We start from the raw sequence: 23179 nt of genomic DNA on the forward strand, positions 1-23179 counted from the left end.
ACGTTGTAAATGGTGTGTTTGAAAAGGGAGTGTGGCGAAATGTTTCAGCGAGAAATAGGAACCATCTTCAGCCCTCTCCACCAGGGAGAGGGCTGAATAAAGCGACTTACTGACTAAACGACGACGCAGCAGGCACACGCGCCTGCGATACCGCCAGCCCCAGTTGCCACACAGCCATCGCATAGTGGGTGCTGTGGTTATAGCGGGTGATGGTGTAGAAGTTCGGCAGACCGTACCAGTACTGATAACCGGTACCGATATCCAGACGCAGCAGGCTTGCCTGTTGCGCATTGCCCAGCGGTTGCGTTGGCGTCAGTCCTGCGGCTGCCAGCTGCGAAATGCTGTAATTGGTTTTAAAACCGTTTTCCAGCCCAGGTGCCTGGCCGTTGGCCTGCACCGCCACCTGGCCGCCTGCCGTCCAGCCATGCGCTTTGAAGTAGTTCGCCACGCTGCCAATGGCATCCACCGGATCCCACAGGTTGATGTGACCATCGCCGTTAAAGTCGACGGCGTATTGTTTATAGGAGGACGGCATAAACTGGCCATAACCCATCGCACCGGCAAACGAACCTTTCAGATCGAGCGGATCATCTTGCTCATTACGCGCCATCAGCAGGAAGGTTTCCAGCTCGGAAGAGAAATATTCGGCACGGCGCGGGTAGTTAAAGGACAGTGTCGCCAGCGCATCCAGGATGCGGGTTTTGCCCATCACGCGACCCCAGCGGGTTTCCACGCCGATAATCCCGACGATAATTTCCGGCGGCACGCCGTAGACCTGCCACGCACGGTTCAGCGCATCCTCATACTGATTCCAGAAAACGACGCCATTCTGCACGTTGTCCGGAGTAATAAACTGTTTGCGATAGCGCAACCATGCGCCATTTGGCCCGCTCGGCGCCTGGGCCGTCGGTGCCTGTCTGTCCATCAGGCGCAACACGTAATCAAGACGCTTCGCCTGAGATAAAATTTCGTGCAGTTGTTGCCTGTCAAAGCCGTGTTTGCTCACCATTTTATCAATGAACTGCTCGGCCGCCGGATTATTCGCGAAGTCGCCGCCCATCTGCATCATATTGTGCTGCGGCTCCAGCAGAAATCCTCCGGAAGGCGCGCCTGCCGTTTGCTGAACGGTTTCGGTCTTAGGTTTGCTACTACAGGCAGACAGCAGAATAAGCGCAGGTAACAACGCTGCATAACGACGCTTGAACATGAGACATCCATTTAACGGGTTCGATAAGAGCTCAGTATGGTAAAGCATCCGCAACACCTCAAGGAAGCGGTACGCACCTCCCTCACGCAAATCCGCGCTTTTTTCCACCGAAAATCATTGACCCCATCAATAAACTTTCAAAATAATCCATTTTTCTTTCATTGTGAGATCTAACTAACACTTTAAAACCTTTCAAAGTGATTATTATTAGCCCAGTCAGACAAAAACAAAAAAGCCCCACAGGAGAGAAGAATGATAGAAACCATCACCCACGGCGCCGAGTGGTTCATCGGGCTGTTTCAGAAAGGCGGAGAAGTGTTCACCGGCATGGTGACCGGGATCCTGCCCCTGCTGATCAGCCTGCTGGTGATCATGAACGCGCTGATCAACTTTATCGGCCAGCAGCGCATTGAACGCTTCGCTCAGCGTTGCGCGGGTAACCCACTGTCCCGCTACCTGGTATTACCCTGTATCGGTACCTTCGTTTTCTGCAACCCGATGACCTTAAGCCTCGGGCGTTTTATGCCAGAAAAGTACAAACCAAGTTACTACGCAGCGGCCTCCTACAGCTGCCATTCGATGAACGGTCTGTTCCCGCACATCAACCCCGGCGAGCTGTTTGTCTATCTCGGGATCGCCAGCGGCCTTACCACCCTTGGTCTGCCACTCGGACCACTGGCAGTAAGCTATCTGCTGGTCGGCCTCGTCACCAACTTCTTCCGCGGCTGGGTGACGGACCTCACCACCGCCATTTTCGAGAAAAAAATGGGCATCCAGCTTGAACAGAAAGTCCATCTTTCAGGAGCCACAGCATGAACCGGATCCGCATTGAGAAAGGCACAGGCGGCTGGGGCGGCCCGCTGGAATTCGACGCCACAGAAGGCAAAAAGATCGTCTACATCACCGCAGGCACACGCCCGGCGATCATTGACAAACTACGCGAGCTGACCGGCTGGGAAGCGGTTGACGGCTTTAAAGAGGGTGAACCACCGGAAGCGGAAATCGGCGTGGCGGTGATCGACTGCGGCGGCACGCTGCGCTGCGGCATCTATCCGAAGCGTCGCATTCCAACGGTGAATATTCACTCCACAGGCAAGTCAGGCCCGCTGGCACAGTACATCCTGGAAGACATTTATGTGTCGGGCGTGAAAGAGGACAACATCACTCTGGTGAATGGCTCCCCGGCCCCGCAAAAAGCCGCTCCACGTGATTACGACACCAGCAAAAAAATCACCGAACAGAGCGATGGTCTGCTGGCAAAAGTCGGCATGGGCATGGGGTCCGCCGTGGCGGTGCTGTTCCAGTCCGGGCGCGACACTATTGATACCGTGCTGAAAACCATTCTGCCATTTATGGCATTCGTCTCGGCGCTGATCGGCATCATCATGGCCTCCGGTCTGGGTGACTGGATTGCCCACGGACTCGCCCCTCTGGCCAGCCATCCGCTTGGGCTGGTTACGCTGGCGCTGATCTGCTCCTTCCCACTGCTGTCGCCGTTTCTCGGCCCGGGGGCGGTCATTGCACAGGTCATCGGCGTGCTGATTGGTGTGCAAATTGGTCTGGGCAATATTCCCCCGCACCTTGCCCTGCCCGCCCTGTTTGCCATTAATGCTCAGGCGGCGTGCGACTTCATTCCCGTTGGGTTGTCGCTGGCCGAAGCGCGCCAGGACACTGTACGCGTAGGCGTGCCATCTGTTCTGGTGGGGCGCTTCCTGACAGGTGCCCCGACGGTACTGATTGCCTGGTTTGTCTCTGGCTTTATTTATCAATAAGAGGTTCCTGTCATGACCGTGATTTACCAAACCACCATTACCCGCATCGGCCAGAGCGCGGCGGAGGCACTGAGCGACCAGATGTTGATTACCTTCCGCGAAGGTGCCCCGGCGGATATCGAAGAGTTTTGTTTTATCCACTGCCACGGCGAGCTTAACGGTGAGCTGAAGGCAGGAAGCCAGCTTGAACTGGGAGAGGCGCGCTATGCCGTGACCGCCGTCGGCGACGTGGCCGAGCAAAACCTGCGTGAGCTGGGCCACATCACCCTGCGTTTTGACGGACAGCCGCAGGCGGAGTACCCCGGTACGGTTCACGTAGCGGGCCCGGTTCCACAGGCTGTTACCCCAGGCTGTACATTAAAATTTGTTGCGTAATTAAGGAGAATCACATGAGTCAGGTTGCCGTTGTCATTGGTGGGGGACAAACGTTAGGTGAGTTCCTCTGCCGTGGGCTTGCCGCAGAGGGTTACCGCGTGGCGGTAGTGGATATTCAGAGTGAAAAAGCCGCCCGCGTGGCGGATACCATCAACACCGAGTTTGGCGAAGGGATGGCATACGGGTTTGGCGCCGATGCCACCAGCGAACAGAGCGTAATGGCGCTTGCCCGCGGTGTGGACGAGATTTTTGGCCGTACCGACCTGCTGGTTTACAGCGCCGGGATTGCAAAAGCGGCCTTTATCAGCGATTTCGAACTGGGGGATTTTGACCGCTCACTGCAGGTGAACCTGGTGGGTTATTTCCTCTGCGCCCGCGAGTTTTCCCGCCTGATGATCCGCGACGGCATCCAGGGGCGCATTATTCAGATCAACTCGAAATCCGGCAAAGTGGGCAGCAAGCACAACTCCGGCTACAGCGCGGCGAAGTTTGGCGGCGTCGGGCTGACGCAGTCTCTGGCGCTGGATCTGGCCGAATACGGCATTACCGTTCACTCGCTGATGCTGGGCAACCTGCTGAAATCGCCGATGTTCCAGTCTCTGCTGCCGCAGTACGCCACCAAGCTCGGCATCAAAGCTGAAGAAGTGGAACAATATTACATTGATAAAGTGCCGCTCAAGCGCGGATGCGACTATCAGGACGTGCTGAATATGCTGCTGTTTTACGCCAGTCCAAAAGCTTCGTACTGCACCGGGCAGTCAATTAACGTCACCGGTGGGCAGGTGATGTTCTGAGCGAGCAGGCTGATGCCCTCACCCTACCCCTCTCCCACCGGGAGAGGGAACACAACAAGGAGCCGATATGGTCACAGCACTCATCACCGTCGCCGCCCTCGCCTGGCTCTGCCAGATGGCTTTTGGCGGCTGGCAGATCCATCAGTTTAACCGCGCATTTGATGCGCTGTGTCAGAAAGGCCGCGTGGGCGTCGGGCGTTCTGGTGGACGTTTCAAACCACGCGTGGTGGTTGCCGTTGCGCTGGACGAGGATGACAAGGTCTGCGATTCCCTCATCATGCGCGGCATGACCGTTTTCGCCCGCCCGGCGAAAATCCAGGCGATTAACGGACTGTCGTTGCAGGAATTGCAGCCTGATGTGATCTTTCCCCATGATCCACTCTGTCAGAATGCACTATCATTAGCGCTTAATCTGAAACATGGATAATTTCGTTGTGAAAGCTATAGACTTGCGAAATTATCATTTCGCAACCTAAGGAACGAAGCGCCTATGAAACCTCGTCAGCGGCAGGCGGCCATTCTCGAGCATCTGCAAAAGCAGGGAAAATGCTCGGTCGACGATCTGGCCCACTACTTTGACACCACCGGCACAACAATACGCAAAGACCTGGTATTGCTCGAAAACTCTGGCGCCGTCATTCGGACTTACGGCGGTGTGGTGCTCAATAAGGATGAAGCCGACCCGCCTATCGATCACAAAACGCTGATCAACACCCACCAGAAGGCGCTGATTGCCGAAGCGGCGGTGAAATTTATCCACGATGGCGATTCCATCATTCTTGACGCAGGCAGTACCGTGTTGCAAATGATCCCGCTGCTCAGTCGCTTTAACAACATCACGGTGATGACCAACAGCCTGCATATCGTCAACGCCCTCTCTGAATTCGATAGCGAGCAAACCATTCTGATGCCGGGTGGCACCTTCCGTAAGAAATCAGCGTCATTCCACGGCCAGCTGGCAGAGAACGCCTTCGACCACTTCAGCTTTGATAAACTCTTTATGGGCACCGACGGCATCGACCTGAACGCGGGCGTGACCACCTTCAACGAGGTGTTCAGCGTCAGCAAAGCCATGTGCAATGCCGCACGGGAAGTGATTCTGATGGCAGATTCATCGAAGTTTGGCCGTAAAAGCCCCAATATCGTTTGCAGCCTGGAAAGCGTCGACAAACTGATTACCGACGCAGGTATCGACCCGGCGTTCAAAAAAGCGCTGGAAGAGAAAGGCATCGACGTGATCGTAACCGGAGAGAAAGATGAGTGATTTTCTGTTAAACGCTGGCCGCCAGACCCTGATGCTTGAGCTACAGGAAGCCAGCCGCCTGCCCGAACGGTTGGGCGAGGATTTTGTTCGCGCGGCCAACACCATTATTCAGTGCGAAGGTAAGGTGATTGTCTCCGGGATCGGCAAGTCGGGTCACATCGGTAAGAAAATTGCGGCGACGCTTGCCAGCACCGGTACCCCGGCCTTTTTTGTTCATCCGGCAGAAGCACTGCACGGCGATCTGGGAATGATCGAAAGCCGCGATGTGATGCTGTTTATCTCCTATTCCGGTTCGGCCAAAGAGCTGGATCTCATCATTCCGCGCCTGCAGGAAAAAACGGTCGCTCTGCTGGCGATGACCGGCAAATCCCGTTCGCCGCTGGCGCTGGCAGCCAAGGCCACGCTGGATATTTCCGTTGAGCGTGAAGCCTGTCCGATGCACCTCGCCCCCACATCCAGCACCGTTAATACGCTGATGATGGGCGACGCGCTGGCGATGGCAGTGATGCAGGCGCGCGGCTTTAACGAAGAAGATTTCGCCCGTTCACATCCGGCGGGTGCGCTCGGCGCACGCCTGCTCAATAAGGTTCACCACCTGATGCGAACTGACGATGCCATTCCGCAGGTCAAACTCGATACCAGCGTGATGGACGCGATGCTGGAACTGAGCCGTACCGGGCTGGGACTGGTCGCGGTGTGTGACAGCGACAGCTTTGTTAAAGGTGTGTTTACCGACGGCGATCTGCGTCGCTGGCTGGTCGGAGGCGGCAAGCTGGAATCGCCGGTTTCTGAAGCGATGACGCAAGGCGGGCTGACGTTGAACGCCGACAGCCGCGCCATTGAGGCCAAAGAGGTTCTGATGAAACGTAAAATCACCGCCGCACCGGTGGTGGATGACAGCGGCAAGCTGTGCGGCGCCATCAACCTGCAGGATTTCTATCAGGCTGGAATTATCTAATCTTTGAGCCCTGGGCGCTTCGCCAGCCGGTGCAGGTTGGCGAAGTTCAAAAGTCTAAACGCTTTTTTTTACGCAATTTATTCATAAAATAAATGCAAATAAGATAAATCATCGCTATCAATCCTTTATTTATTATTCCCATCAATACTTAAAACCGGAACATCTGAAAAACATTGCCCTGTTTTATTCCCTAATAACAATCTACCCTGATCATACATTAACGCGAAAGGGGTATTTCATGGCACATTTCACCGAAGAACTTAACTATCTCGCTCACTATTTTAAGCAGGTCAGAAAAGCAGAGCACATTTTATTTCGCTGGCTATGGTTGAGTCCTGAAGCTCGTATCGAGCGCCTGCGGGAGCTGATGATTCCGGTAAGCAAACGTGATAACTGAAGGTCTGGCGGCGCTTCCCCTTCATCAAATGTATGAAGCGCCACCAGAAAAAACCGGAACAAATAATAGAATGCATCATTGTTTATTTCAGGAATGACTTACCTGAGGAATATAATAAAAATTAATCTATATCGCATCACATTTTTATCTCTCCTGCTTCCACATTAAAATAAAAGCTGTTATTTTCCGACGTGAATTAAGTCTTTTTTGGAATCTTCTCTCATGAATGCATTTAGTTATCTTCAACGTCTGGGTAAAGCCCTGATGTTGCCTATCGCCACCTTACCGGTTGCAGCCATATTATTACGGCTCGGCCAGCCTGACGTATTTAATATTCCGTTTATTGCCAGTGCCGGTGGCGGGATCTTCGACAGCCTGCCGCTGTTGTTTGCTCTGGGTATCGCCATTGGTCTGGCAAAAGACAATGCAGGTGCTGCAGCCCTCGCGGGTGCTGTCGGCTTTCTGGTCCTCACCAAAGCCACAGCGGTGATTAACGCCTCCATTAACATGTCCTTCTTTGCCGGGATTATTGCGGGTGTGGTGGCCGGTCACTGCTATAACCGCTTCTCCAATACTAAACTGCCGGATTTCCTTGCATTCTTTGCTGGTAAACGTCTGGTGCCCATCATGACCGGGTTAATTTGTCTGTTCATCGCATGGATTTGCGGCTACGTCTGGCCTTCCGTACAGCACGGTATTGATACCTTCAGTTTGCTGGTGTCCCGTAGCGGTGAGCCCGGCTGGTTTATTTACGGTGTCCTTAACCGCGCGTTAATTCCTTTCGGCCTGCACTACATACTGCATTCCGTCTTCTGGTTCAGCCTCGGTGACTGTCTGAAAGTGACTTACGATGCTGCCAGCGCGGTACATAACATCTGTCTCGCGCCGGACGTGGTGAAAGGTCTGGTCGTTGGCAGCGCGGTGCCAGGTATTGACGGATCCAGCATCACGCAGATTGCCACCGACTTAACCCGGGGCGATCTTAACCGCTTCTTTGCCGGTGACCCGCATGCGGGGGTCTACATGGCCTGGGCATATCCGATCTTTATGGGCGGTCTTCCGGGTGCGGCACTGGCGATGTATTTCGCCGCGCCAAAAGCACGTCGCTCAGCCGTCGGCGGGATGCTGCTCTCTGTCGCCCTGACCGCCTTCCTGACGGGCATTACCGAGCCAATTGAGTTCTCCTTCCTGTTCCTCGCTCCAGCCCTGTATGCCCTGCATGCGGTACTTGCTGGTGTGAGTATGGTGATCGCCAACAGCCTCGGCGTGCTGCATGGCTTTGGTTTTTCCGCCGGGCTTATCGACTTCGTCCTGAACTGGGGTCTTGCAACGAAGCCGTGGCTCCTGATCCCTCTGATTGCTCTGTTCTTCGCGATCTACTTTGTGGTATTCACGTTCGCGATTCGCTTCTTCAAGCTGAAAACGCCGGGTCGCGAAGACGACGACACGGTAACGGGTGATTCTGACGATCAAAGCGAGGCGATTGCCCAATACATCGCAGCATTGGGTGGCAAAGATAACCTGAAGATTGTCGATGCCTGTATAACTCGCCTGCGCTTAACGCTTACAGATAACAGCGTGCTGGATGAACAGGCGCTGAAATCACTGGGGGCGAAAGGCATTCTGAAAATGGGTACGCAGAACGCGCAGGTGATTCTGGGCCCACAGGCCGAAAGCATCGCGCTGAAGATCCGGACACAGATCGAAGCCTGACGCTGCACAATCCTGTTCCCTCTCTCACCGGAGAGGGAATAAAACCGGAACACTTTATATATCCCACCCTTATTTATTCCGCAAAACACCCTACACTCTCACGATCCTCCTTTTGTTATCGGTATGCAGTCATGCGCCAGCTTCAGAAAATCCGACAGTATCGACGGCTTTATCAGCACTACGGCACAGAGCCAAAGCCCACGACCATCGCGGAAGTGGCCAGTGTCGCGTTATGCAGTGAGCGCCATGCACGCACATTGCTGCGCCAGCTTACGCAAAGCGAATGGTTAAGCTGGCAGGCGCAACCAGGACGCGGGCATCGTGCCATCCTGCATTGCCTGACGACCACCAGCGAACTGAGCGCACCGCTGATGCATGCCTGCCTGGAAAAAGGGGACTACCAGAGCGCGTTGCAGTTGGCCGATGGCGACCCGGCTAGCCTGCATCACATCATCACGCCGTTTTTAGGGGGGAAATGGCTTAAACACCTGCCGACGCTCCGTATTCCGTGGTATCGCCCGCTCACCTCGCTTCATCCCGCTCTCCAGCGTCGCCGTGCCGAACAGCATATTATCTGCGCGGTTCATGCTGGGTTGACGCGTTACCTCCCCGGCAACCCGCAACCGGTGGCCGATTTAGCACATCACTGGGAGAGCAGTGACGACAAGCTTCACTGGCGCTTTTACCTGCGTAGCGGTGCGCACTGGCATAACGGACAAGCGATCAGCGATGAAGATATTCTCGGCGCGCTGCACCAGTTGTTGGCCGATCCCGCACGTAATACAGGGTTAACTCACGTGAGCAAAGTGATGCTTATCGCACCGTGGTGTCTGGAAATCACGCTTAACGCGCCAGATGCCATGCTGGCGCATCGTCTCGCGCATCATGTTTGCCGTTTGCCCCATCCGCAACAACCGAATGTGGGTGCTGGCCCCTTTGCAATTGCTCATCATCACTCGCACTATCTGCGCCTTGAGCGTCAGCCGTGGTACTTTGCGACACATCCCCTGCTGCATGCGATTGAGTTCTGGCGAACCCGCGCCGGAACAGAAAAACCGGCATGGATAACCGTTGGTAAAGGAGAAAATGCCCAGGAGTCCATTACCACCACCAGCGGTGGGTTTTCCTGGCTGATGGTGAATGCCCGGTTACCAAAACAGCTGACCGCCTGGTTACGCCAGGAAATCCAGCATCTTAACCAGCATTTCATCCGCCGGGATGATGTTGATACCCGCACGGAAATACTGCCCGGGATCATGACACCCGCGTATCCTGAAGCGCCTGACGTGACGCTTCCACCTGCCCTTTCACTGGTCTGCTATCACACGCCGGTACTGTGCGATCTTGCCAGCATGCTGCAAACGCGCCTGAAAAAGCGTGGCTGCGACGTCACGATTCACTGGAAAGATCGCGAAGAGTGGCATGCGCCTGACGCGCTGGCGCAAGCGGATATCTTACTGGGGGATTATCTTGCCGGTGAAGTACCGGTCTTTGCGCTGGCAGAGTGGTTTACTGAAGAACCCGCGTGGATCACCGCGCTGGGTGAGAGCGCATGGCAAAACGCAAAGCAGACGCTGATGGCGTATTGTGAAAGTGAGGAAACGCTGAGAGCACACTTGCCCACCTTCTTTTATCGCCTGCTTGAAAGCGGCGCCTGTACGCCGCTGTTCCACTACCGCTATCGCCTCAACACCCTGGAAAACGTGCAGGGCATAGCGCTGACCGCCAGCGGTTGGCTTGATTTCACCCGCGCCTGGCTGCCGCCGGCTCAGGAGCGCACCACCAGCGCGTCGTAGCCGCGCCAGCGGTAGTTGACCATGGAGATCAGCCAGCAGGCAACAAACAGCCCGACCACCACAAATCCGGCGTTGCCCAGATTGTCGTTTACCGCGCCAACCACATCCCAGACGCCGCCACTGAGGGCGAATTTATCCATCAGCAGACCCAGCGCTTCCAGTCCACCAATAAACAGCGCCACCACCACAGATGTCCCGGTAATGGTCATGTTGTAGTAGAGCTTACGTTGCGGTTTGTTAAACGCCCATCCGTAAGCACCGACCATCAACAAATTGTCGAGGGTATCGACCAGCGCCATGCCGCTGGCGAACAGCGCCGGGAAGATCATGATTGACCACACGGACATGCCGTTTGACGCGCTGGCGGCAGAGATCCCCAGCACACCAATCTCGGTGGCAGTATCAAATCCCAGACCAAACAGGAAACCGACCAGGTACATCTGCCAGCTTTTGCTGACGAGACGGAAGGTTGCGCCAAATAACCAGTTCATGACGCCGCCCTGTGCAGGTAGCTCTACTTCACTGCTTGTCGCGCAACCCTTTTTCAGCGCCTGAAAACTGCGCCAGACGCCGCGTAAAATCACCATATTGACCAGCGCCATCGCCAGCAGGAAAGTCGCGGAAACGGCTGTTCCAATCAGACTCCCTGTCTCGTGAAACCATGCCATATTCTTCTGAAACGCCGTAGCGGTGGCAGCAATGGCAATGGAGGCCAGCACCACGATGGTGGAATGACCCAGCGAGAACCAGGCCCCTACGCCGGATGGGCGTTTGCCCTGCTGCATCATCTTACGCGTGACGGTATCAATAGCCGCAATGTGGTCGGCATCCACCGCATGGCGAAGTCCGTAACACCAGGCAAGCAGGCTTGCCGCCATCAACGCCGTGCTGCCGCTGAAGGTTTGCCATGCCCATCCCCAGGCCAGCAGGTTTGCCATTACCAGAGCCAGCAGCAGAAGCGCGGCGCGAGGTTCATTGCGTAAGAGTCGTAACATTTTAAGTCCTTTGTGAACATGACCGGGCGGCGGCGACTACCGCCTGCCCGAAGGAGATCGCTCCGTCACCTGCGGGCAGGCGCGAAGGAAAAAGAAGCGTAAAGTCAGAAAGATAATGACGCAGACGCGCACGCAGCAGGCGGTTGTGTAACACCCCACCGCTGAAGCACACCGTGGAAAGTGATAAACGCATGGCATGCAATTTGACTAATTGCGCCAACCCTTTTGCCAGCGCATCGTGAAACGCCCATGCGCGTTCACAGGGCTCCGCCTGCCAGTTCAGCCATTGCTGCCAGAAGAGGGAGAGATTATCCACCGAAAGCGTGACCGGGTGAGCGACACCGGCGCACTGTGAAGCCAGTGCTTCGAGCCGGCAAGCCGCTTCACTTTCATAGCGTTGCGTTTCTATGCCCAGCGCACAGGCGATTGCATCGAAAAGCCTTCCGCATGACGAGGCCAGCGGCGCATTGACGCCACGCCCGATTGCTGTCGCCAGTAACGGCCAGTTTTGGCGCTGTACCGCCCGCGTTTCCGGGTAGTGCTGCCAGTCAGGTACAAACGCCAGACAGTGGGCCAGCAGATTTCGCCAAGGTTGCAGGGCTGCGAGATCGCCTCCCGGTAGCGCAACGGCAGGCAACCCACCGAGATGCTCGCAGTCGCAGTAGTTCACCCGCAGACATTCCCCACCCCACAGCGCACCGTTCTCGCCCATGCCGATCCCGTCCAGCGTCAACGCGATAACATCGCCACCGTCGAGCGGCCAGCCGTTTTCAGCCAGGCACGCCGCCGCGTGTGCGTGATGGTGCAACACGGTGTCGACCGGCAACGCCTGCTCGTGTGCCCATTGTCGGGTGTGGTAACCTGGATGGGTATCGCACACCACACGCTCCGGTTGAAAGGTGTAGATCTGCTGCATCACCGCCAGTGCCGAACGCCACTGGGCTTCGACACCCTCATCACTGAGATCGCCAAAATGCTGGCTTAGCACTGCCTGGTTCCCGCGCACCAGGCAGAACGTATTTTTCATCTCGCTACCTGTACATAACATGGCGGGGATATTGCGAAAACCTGCAGGCAACGTGATGGCATCCGGCACAAACCCGCGCGCACGGCGCAGCATTGTTCCGTCCTGAAGCAGGACCGAATCATCCATCCTCTGCACAATGTCGCGGTTGTGAAGCAGAAAACCGTCTGCAATCTCCCCAAGCTCGTCCAGCGCCTGCTGATTACTGATAGCGGGCGGTTTGCCGCTAAGATTGCCGGAAGTCATCACCAGCGGACGCTGGCAGTCGAGCATGAGCAAATGTTGCAGCGGGTTTGCGGGCAGCATGATGCCTACCAAGTCCAGGCCCGGAGCTATCTCGTCGGGTAATGCGGGCAGACACACCTTTGGCGTAAGCACAATGGGGGCTGCAGGTGAGCATAACAGCGTCTGAATCGCCGTCGGCAGCGCTTCAGCCTGCGGGATCATCACGGCCAGCGGCTTCGAGGGACGCTGTTTGCGTGATCGAAGTAACGCGACCGCCTGCGGATTGAGCGCATCACAGGCGAGGTGAAAACCCCCTAACCCTTTGATGGCAACAATGCCACCGTTTTTCAGCATCTCTACCGCTGCGCTTAACGCAGACTCGCGGGTAGTAATGATGTCTCCCGCACGCCATTCCAGCTCCGGCCCGCAGTCCGGGCAGGCGACGGGTTGCGCATGAAAACGGCGGTCTGCGGGGTTGCGATACTCCGTTTCACACGGCTCGCACAGCGGGAATGTCGCCATCGACGTGGACGGGCGGTCATAAGGCATGGCGCGAATGATGGTAAAACGCGGACCACAGTGGGTGCAGTTGATAAACGGATAGCGATAACGACGTTCACGGGGATCGCGCATCTCAGCCAGGCATGCCGGACAGGTAGCGGCATCCGGTACAATCTGGGTGTCCATCGCCCCGCCCGCGCTGTGACGGATGGTAAAATCCTCCGGCACACGCCTCCAGGTGAAGGGCTGCAAGTCGATCGCGTCAATACGCGCCAGCGGTGGGCAGTCCTGGCGCAGCCTCGCGGTAAAGGCCCCCCCATTACCCGCGAGGCGCACCAGCACGCCCTCTCCATCATTGCAGACGTCACCGGTCAACTGAAGCGCCTGCGCCAGCTGCCAGACGAAGGGACGAAACCCGACGCCCTGCACTTTGCCGCGCACGCGCAGCTGTACGCCGTTACTGCACATGGCGGATCAGAACAGCAGAGATGAAGAGGTATCGAACACCGCACGACGGCGTTTTTCCGCACTCATCTGTTCGAGCTTATCGCGATCAACACACACCAGGGCGTGCGTCGGGCAGGCTTCCATGCAGGCCGGGCCCGCTTCACGGTGGTAGCAGAGGTCACACTTGTTGGCTTCGGCTTTGTCCGTGCGCACATTCAGTCCCATGCCGCTGTTACGCACAACCGGACGGACAACCACTTCCATCGCGCCATACGGGCAGGCAACCACGCAGGTTTTACAGCCGATGCAGCGCTCCTGCATCACGTGCACAAACCCTTTTTCGCGTTTAATCGCCCCGTTCGGGCAGACATTCGCACACGGTGCGTCTTCGCACTGACGACAAATGGCGGCGGTGGAAATATTCACGCCTTTAATGACATGGATGCGCGGCAAAAAAGTATCAGGGGTAAGCGACGCGCAATCCTGCTCCGCCTGATGGGAAACCACGCACGCCACTTCACAGGTACGGCAACCAATGCACTTACTGGCATCGGCCATAATAAAACGGTTCATCTGCTTCTCCAGCATTACTGTTATGCGCGGAGATATTCATAAACCGTGCCAATTATTAAGGCATTGATTTTAAATGAATTTAAAAATGACGCTGGCACTGTCATCGTCACTTCTGACGATGACAGCTGTCGACATCAACGGTGAGGGCCGTCAATGACGGAATCGCGCAGGACAAGCACGCCGGAGAACGTTTGCTGATATTTAAACTCCCCGCCGTCGAGCATAAAGATCAGTCGGCTGATGGTTTCTTTGATCATCTCCGTCACCGGAATGCGAACGCTGGAAAGCGACGGCACGATATAAGGCGCGATGGCCACGTCGTCAAAACCGATCACCGATACCGCGTCCGGGGTGGTCACGCCGCTGTCGTGCAGCTGCTTCATAGCACCAATTGCCATATCGTCGTTACTCGCCACCAGCGCCGTAAAACGTTCGCCGCGAGCAAGCAGTTCGGACACCGCCGCCGCGCCGCTTGCGGGGTTCCACTTACCCTGCGCAATCAGCCCTTCGTGTAGCGGAATACCGTGCTGAACCAGTGCGTCCTTGTAGCCGGAGAGACGTTCAACCCCGGTGGGTGAATCCAGCGAACCCGTGATAAATGCGATCTCTCTGTGCCCTTTCTCAATTAACTGCGACACCGCCTCCTGACAGGAAGCTTTATGATCGGACCAGACGCTGTGGCTGCTGTTTTTCCGCAAGCGACGGTTGAGCACCATAATCGGTTGCTCACACTTCTCGACGATCTCATCCATCTCATCCACGCTCAGGAAACGCGGGTAGATAATCACCGCATCGCAACGCATATCGAGTAAATACTGGATCGCCTCACGCTCTTCATCGGCGCTGTGCTTGCCGTCAGCAAGGATCAGCTGCCGCCCTTTTTCTTCTGTCATCCGCGCGGCGTTAAACAGCAGCTCGCTAAAGTAGACGCCGTGATACAGGGTGTTTGTCACTACCAGCCCCAGCGTCTGGGTGCGTTTAGTCGCCAGGTTGCGCGCCAGTAAATTCGGGCGATAGCCGCTCTCTTCAATGGCCTGAAACACCCGGTCTTTGGTCTCCTGGCTGACATAGCCATTTCCCGACAGCACCCGGGATACCGTCGCCTTCGAAACGCCTGCCCGCTTCGCCACTTCAAGCATCGTGGTCATCTTGTTATTCCATCTGAAACTGATGGAGCGCAGTGTACTGCACTGCAGAAAAATTGTCGCAGCGATGAAATCACGCTTTTCGCACCGCCCGGTGATCATCATCACGAAATGAAAAAATGGTCAGAATGTGATCTTGTTTCATTCAAAGAAACTCATGATGATTATGTGGAACCGGTTTCCTACATTTCTCACAACGATAACAGGATCTCATCCGATGGCCAAAAATTACGCTGCGCTGGCGAATGATGTCGTCAGCGCGCTGGGCGGCAAAGAGAACATCGTCGCCGTCACTCACTGCATGACGCGTCTGCGCTTCGTCCTGAAAGACGAAAGCCTCACCGACGCTGCGCGTCTGAAAAGCATTAGCGGCGTGCTCGGCGTAGTGCGCAACGACAACCAGTGCCAGGTGATCATTGGCAACACCGTTTCTCAGGCCTACCGCGAGGTAGTCAGCCTGCTGCCAGCCGACCTGCAGCCTGCATCACCGGAAGGTCCACAGAAATTGACATTGCGCCGCATTGGCGCCGGGATCCTGGATGCGCTCATCGGCACCATGTCCCCGCTGATCCCGGCGATCATCGGTGGCTCGATGGTTAAACTGCTGGCGATGATCCTTGAGATGACCGGCGTGCTGCCTAAAGGCGCGCCGACGCTCACCATTCTCACCGTGATTGGCGACGGTGCCTTCTTCTTCCTGCCGCTGATGGTGGCGGCCTCGGCAGCGGTGAAATTCAAAACCAACATGTCGCTGGCGATCGCCATTGCAGGGGTTTTGGTTCATCCGAGCTTTATCGAGTTGATGGCGAAAGCCGCGCAGGGCGAGCATGTTGAGTTCGCCTTCATTCCAGTAACGGCGGTGAAATACACCTACACTGTGATCCCGGCGCTGGTGATGACCTGGTGCCTGTCGTACATCGAACGCTGGGTCGATCGCATTACCCCGGCAGTGACCAAAAACTTCCTCAAACCGATGCTGATCGTACTGATTGCCGCCCCGCTCGCCATTGTGCTGATTGGACCGCTGGGGATCTGGATCGGTAGCGCCATCTCCGCGCTGGTTTACACCATTCACGGTTATCTGGGCTGGCTCTCCGTGGCGATCATGGGAGCACTCTGGCCGCTGCTGGTGATGACCGGGATGCACCGCGTCTTTACGCCAACCATCATCCAGACCATTGCCGAAACGGGCAAAGAAGGGATGGTCATGCCGTCGGAAATCGGTGCCAACCTCTCCCTTGGCGGTTCGTCTCTGGCGGTAGCCTGGAAAACCAAAAACCCGGAGCTGCGCCAGACGGCGTTAGCGGCGGCAGCCTCTGCCATCATGGCGGGGATCTCTGAACCCGCGCTGTACGGTGTAGCGGTACGGCTGAAACGTCCACTGATTGCGAGCCTGATCAGTGGTTTTATCTGCGGTGCGGTGGCCGGCATTGCCGGACTTGCCAGCCATTCGATGGCAGCACCAGGGCTGTTTACCAGCGTGCAGTTCTTCGACCCGGCGAACCCGATGACCATCGTCTGGGTGTTCGGTGTCATGGCGCTGGCGGTGGTGCTGTCGTTCGTTCTGACCCTGATATTAGGTTTTGAAGATATCCCGGTCGAAGACGATGCTGAAAAAGCGCGCGCCCTTCAGAGTGCCCCGGTACAGAGCAAAGCAGCAAAAGCATAAATTGAAAGTGAGGTAAGAATGTCTGTTTTTCCAAAAGGATTTTTATGGGGCGGCGCGCTTGCCGCCAACCAGAGTGAAGGCGCTTATCGCGAAGGCGGCAAAGGGCTCACAACGGTCGATATGATCCCCCACGGCGCGAATCGTCTGGCGGTAAAGGTCGGTAAGGAAAAGCGGTTTTCGTTGCGTGACGACGAGTTTTACCCAAGCCATGAAGCGATTGATTTTTATCATCGCTACAAAGAAGACATCGCCCTGATGGCGGAGATGGGGTTTACGGTGTTCCGCACCTCAATTGCCTGGAGCCGCCTCTATCCAAATGGCGATGAGCCGCTGCCCAATAAAGAAGGTATTGCCTTCTACCGCGCGGTGTTTGAAGAGTGCAAAAAGTACAACATCGAGCCGCTGGTGACCCTCTGCCACTTCGACGTACCGATGCACCTGGTGACGGAGTACGGTTCCTGGCGCAACCGCAAGATGGTCGATTTCTTCGCCCATTACGCCCGCACCTGTTTCGAGGAATTTAATGGTCTGGTGAAATACTGGCTGACCTTCAATGAAATCAACATCATGTTGCACAGCCCGTTCTCTGGCGCGGGCCTGGTATTTGAAGAAGGCGAAAACGAAGATCAGGTGAAATATCAGGCCGCACACCACGAGCTGGTGGCGAGCGCGCTGGCGACCAAAATCGCCCACGAGGTAAACCCGGAAAACCAGGTCGGCTGCATGCTGGCGGGCGGGAATTTCTACCCGTACTCCTGCAAGCCAGAAGACGTGTGGATGGCGCTGGAGAAAGATCGCGAGAACCTGTTCTTTATCGACGTGCAGGCGCGCGGCAGCTATCCGGCCTACTCCGCCCGCGTGTTCCGCGAGAAAGGCGTGGTGATTGTGAAAGATCCTGGCGACGACGAACTGCTGAAAAACACCGTCGATTTTGTCTCGTTCAGCTATTACGCTTCGCGCTGCGCGTCGGCAGATATGAACGCGGGCAACACCAGCGCCGCGAACATCGTTAAATCCCTGCGCAACCCGCATATTCAGGTGAGCGAATGGGGCTGGGGCATCGACCCGCTCGGCCTGCGCATCACCATGAACATGATGTACGACCGCTACCAGAAGCCGCTGTTCCTGGTGGAAAACGGTCTCGGGGCGAAAGACGTTATTGATGAAAACGGCGAGATTAACGACGACTACCGCATCAGCTATCTGCGCGAGCATATCCGCGCGATGGGTGACGCAATTGAGGACGGCGTGCCGCTGATGGGCTACACCACCTGGGGCTGCATCGACCTGGTGGCCGCCTCAACGGGCGAGATGAGCAAGCGCTACGGGTTTGTGTACGTTGACCGCGATGACGTCGGAAACGGCACGCTGGACAGGAAACGCAAGAAATCGTTCTGGTGGTATAAAAAGGTGATTGCGAGTAACGGGGCGGATCTGGAGTAGACTGTTGCCCTCACCCCGACCCTCTCCCACAGGGAGAGGGAGATCGGTTTGGCACAGCTCAGAGCCGGGAAAATCCCCCGTCCCTAACCCACTCCGCAAGCCGTGAATAGACCACTTCCACCGCCGCTTTCACCGGCGGCGTCATCGGGTAATAAAACCCAACAATGTCCGGCTGAATCCCCAAAAACAGCACCTCGCCCACGTCGTCTTTAATCTGATCGACCAGGTAGTTCAGCGGCATATTGTGGGTGGTCATCATAAACATCTCGGCGATGTCATCCGGGTCAATCAGGCGGATCTCGCCGGGGTTGAGCCCCATATCCGTGGCATCAACGATCAGCAGCCTGTCCGGGTGCAGCTCACGAATAGCAACCACGTCGTTTTCCGGCGCGCTGCCACCGTCGATGACCACCCAGTTACCCTGAGAATTTGCCGCGCACATTTCTGCCAACAAGGGGCCTGCGCCGTCATCGCCCATCATGCTGTTGCCAACACACAGTAAAACGTCAGTCACGTAATCTCCTCACCATCAGGTAGATGGCGCTCTCCTGATGAATATCGTGCAGCATGCTAAGCAGCGTTTTGCTCCACGCCTGCTGCTCAGGGGTTTGCCTGTTCAGCGCCGCGTCAAACGCATTCGCCAGCATCGCAATGTGGTTGGCGTCGATGACGATCTCTCCGTACTTCGGCACGCCTTCCATCTTGCGCCGCGCCGTGCTGTCCGCCTCCAGCGTGGCGATCCACGCCAGATACTCGGGCCACGGGCAGCTTAACGCCGTTTCCAGGCAGTCAATCACCCCGAGGTGATGCCCAATCGCCAGGCTGTAATAGACCACCTGCTGCGCCGCATCCGGCGTGGCATCGTTCTCATCAATAAACTTACGGCTCAGCTGACTGAACACCACCGTTTCACTCATCGGATACGCGCCTCTTCCACGATGTTGTTCAGGTTTGCCACAATCTCATTCAAACGCGGATCGTTCTCCGCCTCCAGCCAGCGTGCCACCTGATGCTCACCCTGGCTCAGCAGACGCAGGTAATCGTCGGCAATCTGGCGACCATAGCGATAGCCCGCCAGTTTGCGTGCCGTGCGGTCGACCTTCACCCGCAGTGGCTGCACCATGTCCGGGTGCAGGATGGTCGCAGGCTGGTTATCAAGCTCCCCAGGTTCACGAGCATGAATTTTCTGCTCCAGCAGGCCAAGCGCCATGGCAAAACCGTACAGCGTTGCGGCAGGTGTCGGTGGGCAGCCAGGAATGTAAACATCCACCGGTACGATTTTGTCAGTGCCACCCCAGACGCAATACAGATCGTGGAAAATGCCGCCGCTGTTGCCACAGGCTCCATACGAGATACAGATTTTCGGGTCAGGCGCAGATTGCCAGGCGCGCAGCGCAGGCGAGCGCATGGCGCGGGTGACGGCGCCGGTAAACAGCAAAATGTCGGCATGGCGCGGAGACGGTACAACTTTGATGCCGAAACGCTCGGCGTCAAACAACGGCGACAGGGTGGCGAAGATCTCAATCTCGCAGCCGTTGCAGCCGCCGCAGTCCACGCGGTAGACATAGGCCGAGCGTTTGATTTTTTTCAGCAGCGACGCCTTCATGCTGGCGATGGATTCATCCACCGTCATCGGCACCGGAATGCCGTTATCGTCGCGCGGGCCCAGTAGGTTTTCCATCAGCTGGCCTCTCTCATATGGCGGGTAATATCAATGCGGTCGGACGGTAGCAGGCATTTCTGGCGCTTACACTCCGGGCAGGTTTCAAAGCTTTCACGATGATGTTCTGCGCGAGCGTCTCCGTTGTGCTGCAACAGCGCGATGGCATAGTCGATCTCTTTTTGCACGGCGAATGGACGCTTGCAGACGCGACAGTTACACAGTTCAAAGCGCGACTGCTGGAGGAAATCTTCTTTCTTCCATACCGCCAGCTCATATTCCTGTGACAAGCGGATTGCGACAGTCGGGCAGACCTCTTCGCAGCGGCCACAGAAGATGCAGCGCCCGAGGTTAAACTGCCAGGCCAGTTCACCGGTTTTGAGGTCCGTTTCCACCGTCAGGGCATTCGACGGACAGGCGTTTACACAGGCCGCGCAGCCGATGCACTGCTGCGGATTGTGCTCCGGCTTACCGCGAAAGTTTTTATTCACCGGCATCGGCTCCAGTGGATAACTGCTGGTTACCGCGCCGGTTTTGATGACTTTTTTAATAAAGGTAAACATGACGAGTCCTTATTTCAGCGGCGAGTTCTTACGCTCAATGCTGTAGCGCTCAAGTTCTTTGTACGGCACCACCTGGCTTTTCTTCTTGCGCACATCCACCACCGTCATACGGTCGGTACAGGAGTAGCACGGATCAAGGCTGCCGATGATCAGCGGCGCGTCGGAAACCGTGTTTCCACGCAGCATATAGCGCAGGGTTGGCCAGTTGGCGTAGGTCGCCGCACGGCAGCGCCAGCGGTAGAGCTTCTGGTTGTCGCCGGTCATGCTCCAGTGGATGTCATCCCCACGTGGCGCTTCGGCGAACCCCAGCGCGAAGCGGTTTGGAATGTAGGTGAAACCTTCAACCATCAGCGGGCCGCCCGGCAGGTTATCCAGACCGAAGTCGATCATGTTCAGGGCGGTGAACACCTCATTGATGCGCACTTTGAGGCGAGAAATCACGTCGCAGCCCTGCTCGCTGTGCACGGTCATCGGCAACAGACCATAACCAACGAACGGGTGATCGGCGCGGGTATCGCGGGCGTGGCCACTGGCGCGCACCATCGGACCCACGTTGCTGAAATCGCGGGCAATTTCCGGGTCAAGACGACCAATCCCGACGGTACGCTGTTCGATGTTTGGCGTGCTGAGCAGCATATCCACCAGCTCCTGCACATCGCGACGCATCTGCTGCGCCAGCTGGCGGGTCTGGATCATGTCGTCTTTCAGCAGGTCACGGCGGATCCCGCCGATCAGGTTCAGACCGTAGGTTTTACGTGCGCCGGTGAGGATCTCCGCCATCTTCATCGACGCTTCACGCACGCGGAAGAACTGCATAAACCCGGAGTCAAAACCGACGAAGTGGCAGGCCAGGCCGAGGTTCAGCAGATGCGAGTGCAGGCGCTCCACCTCCAGCAGGATGGCGCGGATCATCTGCGCGCGCTCTGGCACCACAATTCCCATGCCATTCTCCACCGAGGTGGTGTAGGCGGTGCTGTGGGCAAAGCCGCAGATGCCGCACACGCGGTCAGAGAGGAACGTGACTTCGTTGTAGCCCATGCGGGTCTCCGCCAGCTTCTCCATGCCGCGGTGGACGTAGAACAGGCGGTAGTCGGCGTCGATAATGTTCTCGCCGTCGACAAACAGGCGGAAGTGGCCCGGTTCATCGGAAGTCACGTGCAGCGGACCAATCGGCACCACGTTGTTCTTTTTACTGCCCAGCTCGTTAATAAACTCGTAGGTTTCGCTGTCGGTGGTCGGGGCCGGGCGCTGGCGGTAGTCCATGCTGTCTTTACGCAGCGGATAGAGTTCGTCCGGCCAGTCGTCCGGCAGCACCAGGCGACGTTCATCCGGCAGGCCTACAGGCACCAGTCCGTACATGTCGCGCACTTCGCGCTCGCCCCAGACGGCGGCGGGCACGCGCGGCGTGACGGACGGATACTCCGGTTTGTTTGGGTTCACTTCAACGCGTACGGTGAGCCAGCACTTCTCGAACTGCTCCATCGACATCACGTAATACACCGCGTAATTGCCGCACAGCTGGCGTTCGTCGTTGCCGAACAGCACAGAGAGCCAGCCGCCCTGCTGGTAATAGAGAAACTCCACCACTTCCGGCAAATAGTTCACCTTAACGGTGACGGTGATCTGGTCTTTGGTTTGCCAGGACTCCTCCAGCACGACGCCAGGGAAAGCCTGATGCAACGCGGCGAGATACTGCTGACCTTTCTTTTCTTCAGACATAAAAACTCTCTTTAATCACGCCACCAGCAAGGAGACGAACGCTAAAAATGCGAAACCAAAACCGGCCCAGGTGATGCGCGATGTCGCGACAAAGCGCAGACGCGCCATGCTGTTTTCAAACAGGGCAATCACCAACACGCCGACCAGAAGTTTGAGCGCCGCAACGACCACGGCCAGCACCAGACCACTCACCGAGAAATGCGTCATCTGTCCCCACGGGAAGAAGACACCGACAAACATCTGCAGCACCACCAGCTGTTTGAGGCTGATGCCCCACTTCAGTACCGCAAAGCCATAGCCGCTGTACTCCGTCAGCGGCCCTTCCTGCAGCTCCTGCTCCGCTTCCGCGAGGTCGAACGGTAGTTTGCCCATCTCAATAAAGGTGGCAAACGCGCAGGCACACAGTGCCAGAACCAGCGGAATAGAACGGGCCAACGGCCAGTGATAAACCGTGTTAGTGATAAAACTGATGTGGGTAGAGCCTGCGACCTGCGCCGCCACCCAGAGCCCCAGCAGCAGGATCGGCTCGACGAGCACGCCGAGCATCGCCTCACGACTGGCGCCAAGACCGGTAAACGGACTCCCCGTGTCCAGGCCCGCAATTGCAAAGAAGAAACGGGCGATGGCGAAGAGATAGATAAGCGTGATCAAATCACCCAGTACCGGCAACGGTGAACCCACCGTCACCACCGGCAGCGCGGTGGCGATGGTGAGCATCACGCCCACCATCACAAACGGTGTCTGGCGGAAAACCCAGCCTGCGGCATACGGGGCCACGCTCTGGCGAGTGAGCAATTTGAAGAGATCGCGGTACTCCTGCAACACGCCAGGCCCGCGACGGTTATGCATCCGGGCGCGCGCCACGCGGCTCACCCCGGAAAGCAGCGGCGCAACGGCGAATAACACCAGCGCCTGAAGTAGTGCCAGTAACAAACTCAT

23 protein-coding genes are annotated in these 23179 nt (G+C 56.7%); 12 read left to right on the top strand and 11 right to left on the bottom strand.

Features of this window, described 5'->3' with window-relative positions; translation table 11 throughout:
- Positions 1-106: 106 nt before the first annotated feature.
- Positions 107-1207 carry a lytic murein transglycosylase B gene (mltB, locus tag WB237_RS15960; RefSeq protein WP_336214501.1) on the bottom strand — a complete coding sequence of 367 codons (1101 nt, stop codon included), beginning with the start codon at positions 1205-1207 and terminating at the stop codon, positions 107-109.
- A gap of 252 nt (positions 1208-1459) precedes the next feature.
- On the opposite strand from mltB, the gene srlA reads away from it, so the two are divergent.
- The 10 genes from srlA to WB237_RS16010 all read left to right on the top strand — a co-directional run bounded on the left by srlA (position 1460) and on the right by WB237_RS16010 (position 10276).
- On the top strand, positions 1460-2023 hold the full coding sequence (gene srlA / locus WB237_RS15965) for a PTS glucitol/sorbitol transporter subunit IIC (protein ID WP_028016816.1): 564 nt from the start codon (positions 1460-1462) through the stop codon (positions 2021-2023).
- Positions 2020-2979, top strand: coding sequence for a PTS glucitol/sorbitol transporter subunit IIB (srlE, locus tag WB237_RS15970; RefSeq protein WP_336214503.1), 960 nt, complete (start codon positions 2020-2022; stop codon positions 2977-2979). The genes srlA and srlE overlap by 4 nt, the downstream gene beginning before the upstream one ends.
- A 12-nt stretch (positions 2980-2991) precedes the next feature.
- The gene (gene srlB, locus WB237_RS15975) at positions 2992-3354 is read left to right on the top strand and encodes a PTS glucitol/sorbitol transporter subunit IIA (protein WP_336214504.1); all 363 of its coding nucleotides are present in this window, start codon (positions 2992-2994) and stop codon (positions 3352-3354) included.
- 14 nt (positions 3355-3368) lie between these two features.
- A complete protein-coding gene (gene srlD / locus WB237_RS15980; RefSeq protein WP_023294411.1) occupies positions 3369-4148 on the top strand; it encodes a sorbitol-6-phosphate dehydrogenase in 780 nt (259 codons plus the stop codon).
- Between the two features lie 67 nt (positions 4149-4215).
- Complete coding sequence (gene gutM, locus WB237_RS15985; protein ID WP_129324911.1) at positions 4216-4575, top strand: transcriptional regulator GutM; 360 nt, start codon at positions 4216-4218, stop codon at positions 4573-4575.
- A 63-nt stretch (positions 4576-4638) separates the two neighbouring features.
- A complete protein-coding gene (gene srlR, locus WB237_RS15990; RefSeq protein WP_028016820.1) occupies positions 4639-5412 on the top strand; it encodes a glucitol operon DNA-binding transcriptional repressor SrlR in 774 nt (257 codons plus the stop codon).
- Complete coding sequence (gene gutQ / locus WB237_RS15995) at positions 5405-6370, top strand: arabinose-5-phosphate isomerase GutQ (protein ID WP_028016821.1); 966 nt, start codon at positions 5405-5407, stop codon at positions 6368-6370. Before srlR ends, gutQ begins: the two co-directional genes overlap by 8 nt.
- A 238-nt stretch (positions 6371-6608) precedes the next feature.
- Entirely contained in the window at positions 6609-6767 is a 159-nt protein-coding gene (locus WB237_RS16000; RefSeq protein ID WP_164881322.1) for a hypothetical protein, read from the top strand.
- A 222-nt stretch (positions 6768-6989) separates the two neighbouring features.
- On the top strand, positions 6990-8480 hold the full coding sequence (nagE, locus tag WB237_RS16005; RefSeq protein ID WP_336214511.1) for an N-acetylglucosamine-specific PTS transporter subunit IIBC: 1491 nt from the start codon (positions 6990-6992) through the stop codon (positions 8478-8480).
- Positions 8481-8611: 131 nt separating this feature from the next.
- The gene (locus tag WB237_RS16010; RefSeq protein ID WP_336214513.1) at positions 8612-10276 is read left to right on the top strand and encodes an SgrR family transcriptional regulator; all 1665 of its coding nucleotides are present in this window, start codon (positions 8612-8614) and stop codon (positions 10274-10276) included.
- Here the strand turns inward: WB237_RS16010 and WB237_RS16015 are convergent.
- The 4 genes from WB237_RS16015 to WB237_RS16030 all read right to left on the bottom strand — a co-directional run bounded on the left by WB237_RS16015 (position 10249) and on the right by WB237_RS16030 (position 15189).
- The gene (locus WB237_RS16015; RefSeq protein ID WP_336214514.1) at positions 10249-11271 is read right to left on the bottom strand and encodes a HoxN/HupN/NixA family nickel/cobalt transporter; all 1023 of its coding nucleotides are present in this window, start codon (positions 11269-11271) and stop codon (positions 10249-10251) included. The genes WB237_RS16010 and WB237_RS16015 overlap by 28 nt on opposite strands.
- A 1-nt stretch (position 11272) precedes the next feature.
- Entirely contained in the window at positions 11273-13489 is a 2217-nt protein-coding gene (gene hypF, locus WB237_RS16020) for a carbamoyltransferase HypF (RefSeq protein WP_336214516.1), read from the bottom strand.
- A 6-nt stretch (positions 13490-13495) separates the two neighbouring features.
- Positions 13496-14041 (bottom strand): electron transport protein HydN, encoded by a 546-nt coding sequence (gene hydN, locus WB237_RS16025; RefSeq protein WP_049006101.1) that lies wholly within the window; start codon positions 14039-14041, stop codon positions 13496-13498.
- A gap of 134 nt (positions 14042-14175) precedes the next feature.
- Positions 14176-15189, bottom strand: a complete 1014-nt coding sequence (locus WB237_RS16030; RefSeq protein ID WP_336214520.1) for a LacI family DNA-binding transcriptional regulator — start codon at positions 15187-15189, stop codon at positions 14176-14178.
- A gap of 214 nt (positions 15190-15403) precedes the next feature.
- On the opposite strand from WB237_RS16030, the gene ascF reads away from it, so the two are divergent.
- Together ascF and WB237_RS16040 are read left to right on the top strand one after the other, a co-directional pair.
- Positions 15404-16855 carry a PTS cellobiose/arbutin/salicin transporter subunit IIBC gene (gene ascF, locus WB237_RS16035; RefSeq protein ID WP_049006104.1) on the top strand — a complete coding sequence of 484 codons (1452 nt, stop codon included), beginning with the start codon at positions 15404-15406 and terminating at the stop codon, positions 16853-16855.
- An 18-nt stretch (positions 16856-16873) separates the two neighbouring features.
- The gene (locus tag WB237_RS16040) at positions 16874-18298 is read left to right on the top strand and encodes a 6-phospho-beta-glucosidase (RefSeq protein WP_336214523.1); all 1425 of its coding nucleotides are present in this window, start codon (positions 16874-16876) and stop codon (positions 18296-18298) included.
- A 58-nt stretch (positions 18299-18356) separates the two neighbouring features.
- On the opposite strand, the gene hycI is transcribed toward WB237_RS16040, so the two are convergent.
- From hycI to WB237_RS16070, 6 genes are read right to left on the bottom strand one after another with little or no spacing between them, the layout of a single operon-like run.
- A complete protein-coding gene (gene hycI, locus WB237_RS16045; protein WP_336214525.1) occupies positions 18357-18812 on the bottom strand; it encodes a hydrogenase maturation peptidase HycI in 456 nt (151 codons plus the stop codon).
- The gene (locus WB237_RS16050; RefSeq protein ID WP_336214527.1) at positions 18805-19215 is read right to left on the bottom strand and encodes a formate hydrogenlyase maturation HycH family protein; all 411 of its coding nucleotides are present in this window, start codon (positions 19213-19215) and stop codon (positions 18805-18807) included. Before WB237_RS16050 ends, hycI begins: the two co-directional genes overlap by 8 nt.
- A complete protein-coding gene (locus WB237_RS16055) occupies positions 19212-19979 on the bottom strand; it encodes an NADH-quinone oxidoreductase subunit B family protein (protein ID WP_028016832.1) in 768 nt (255 codons plus the stop codon). The genes WB237_RS16050 and WB237_RS16055 overlap by 4 nt, the downstream gene beginning before the upstream one ends.
- Positions 19979-20521 (bottom strand): formate hydrogenlyase complex iron-sulfur subunit, encoded by a 543-nt coding sequence (locus WB237_RS16060; RefSeq protein WP_049006115.1) that lies wholly within the window; start codon positions 20519-20521, stop codon positions 19979-19981. Before WB237_RS16060 ends, WB237_RS16055 begins: the two co-directional genes overlap by 1 nt.
- A 9-nt stretch (positions 20522-20530) precedes the next feature.
- Positions 20531-22240, bottom strand: coding sequence for a formate hydrogenlyase subunit HycE (hycE, locus tag WB237_RS16065; protein ID WP_336214530.1), 1710 nt, complete (start codon positions 22238-22240; stop codon positions 20531-20533).
- 15 nt (positions 22241-22255) lie between these two features.
- A complete protein-coding gene (locus tag WB237_RS16070; protein WP_336214532.1) occupies positions 22256-23179 on the bottom strand; it encodes a respiratory chain complex I subunit 1 family protein in 924 nt (307 codons plus the stop codon).

Source organism: Enterobacter sp. P82 (assembly GCF_037053385.1).
Lineage (GTDB): Bacteria > Pseudomonadota > Gammaproteobacteria > Enterobacterales > Enterobacteriaceae > Enterobacter.

What these genes read in the sequence shown, in the direction of transcription:
- WB237_RS16000 (WP_164881322.1), top strand. Translation starts at nt 6,609, where the DNA reads ATGGCACATTTCACCGAAGAACTTAACTATCTCGCTCACTATTTTAAG.
- hycE (WP_336214530.1), bottom strand. Translation starts at nt 22,240, where the DNA reads ATGTCTGAAGAAAAGAAAGGTCAGCAGTATCTCGCCGCGTTGCATCAG.
- WB237_RS16070 (WP_336214532.1), bottom strand. Translation starts at nt 23,179, where the DNA reads ATGAGTTTGTTACTGGCACTACTTCAGGCGCTGGTGTTATTCGCCGTT.
- WB237_RS16055 (WP_028016832.1), bottom strand. Translation starts at nt 19,979, where the DNA reads ATGGAAAACCTACTGGGCCCGCGCGACGATAACGGCATTCCGGTGCCG.
- WB237_RS16030 (WP_336214520.1), bottom strand. Translation starts at nt 15,189, where the DNA reads ATGACCACGATGCTTGAAGTGGCGAAGCGGGCAGGCGTTTCGAAGGCG.
- mltB (WP_336214501.1), bottom strand. Translation starts at nt 1,207, where the DNA reads ATGTTCAAGCGTCGTTATGCAGCGTTGTTACCTGCGCTTATTCTGCTG.
- WB237_RS16015 (WP_336214514.1), bottom strand. Translation starts at nt 11,271, where the DNA reads ATGTTACGACTCTTACGCAATGAACCTCGCGCCGCGCTTCTGCTGCTG.
- hydN (WP_049006101.1), bottom strand. Translation starts at nt 14,041, where the DNA reads ATGAACCGTTTTATTATGGCCGATGCCAGTAAGTGCATTGGTTGCCGT.
- nagE (WP_336214511.1), top strand. Translation starts at nt 6,990, where the DNA reads ATGAATGCATTTAGTTATCTTCAACGTCTGGGTAAAGCCCTGATGTTG.
- srlE (WP_336214503.1), top strand. Translation starts at nt 2,020, where the DNA reads ATGAACCGGATCCGCATTGAGAAAGGCACAGGCGGCTGGGGCGGCCCG.
- WB237_RS16060 (WP_049006115.1), bottom strand. Translation starts at nt 20,521, where the DNA reads ATGTTTACCTTTATTAAAAAAGTCATCAAAACCGGCGCGGTAACCAGC.
- srlR (WP_028016820.1), top strand. Translation starts at nt 4,639, where the DNA reads ATGAAACCTCGTCAGCGGCAGGCGGCCATTCTCGAGCATCTGCAAAAG.
- ascF (WP_049006104.1), top strand. Translation starts at nt 15,404, where the DNA reads ATGGCCAAAAATTACGCTGCGCTGGCGAATGATGTCGTCAGCGCGCTG.
- WB237_RS16010 (WP_336214513.1), top strand. Translation starts at nt 8,612, where the DNA reads ATGCGCCAGCTTCAGAAAATCCGACAGTATCGACGGCTTTATCAGCAC.
- gutQ (WP_028016821.1), top strand. Translation starts at nt 5,405, where the DNA reads ATGAGTGATTTTCTGTTAAACGCTGGCCGCCAGACCCTGATGCTTGAG.
- srlB (WP_336214504.1), top strand. Translation starts at nt 2,992, where the DNA reads ATGACCGTGATTTACCAAACCACCATTACCCGCATCGGCCAGAGCGCG.
- WB237_RS16050 (WP_336214527.1), bottom strand. Translation starts at nt 19,215, where the DNA reads ATGAGTGAAACGGTGGTGTTCAGTCAGCTGAGCCGTAAGTTTATTGAT.
- gutM (WP_129324911.1), top strand. Translation starts at nt 4,216, where the DNA reads ATGGTCACAGCACTCATCACCGTCGCCGCCCTCGCCTGGCTCTGCCAG.
- hypF (WP_336214516.1), bottom strand. Translation starts at nt 13,489, where the DNA reads ATGTGCAGTAACGGCGTACAGCTGCGCGTGCGCGGCAAAGTGCAGGGC.
- srlA (WP_028016816.1), top strand. Translation starts at nt 1,460, where the DNA reads ATGATAGAAACCATCACCCACGGCGCCGAGTGGTTCATCGGGCTGTTT.
- WB237_RS16040 (WP_336214523.1), top strand. Translation starts at nt 16,874, where the DNA reads ATGTCTGTTTTTCCAAAAGGATTTTTATGGGGCGGCGCGCTTGCCGCC.
- srlD (WP_023294411.1), top strand. Translation starts at nt 3,369, where the DNA reads ATGAGTCAGGTTGCCGTTGTCATTGGTGGGGGACAAACGTTAGGTGAG.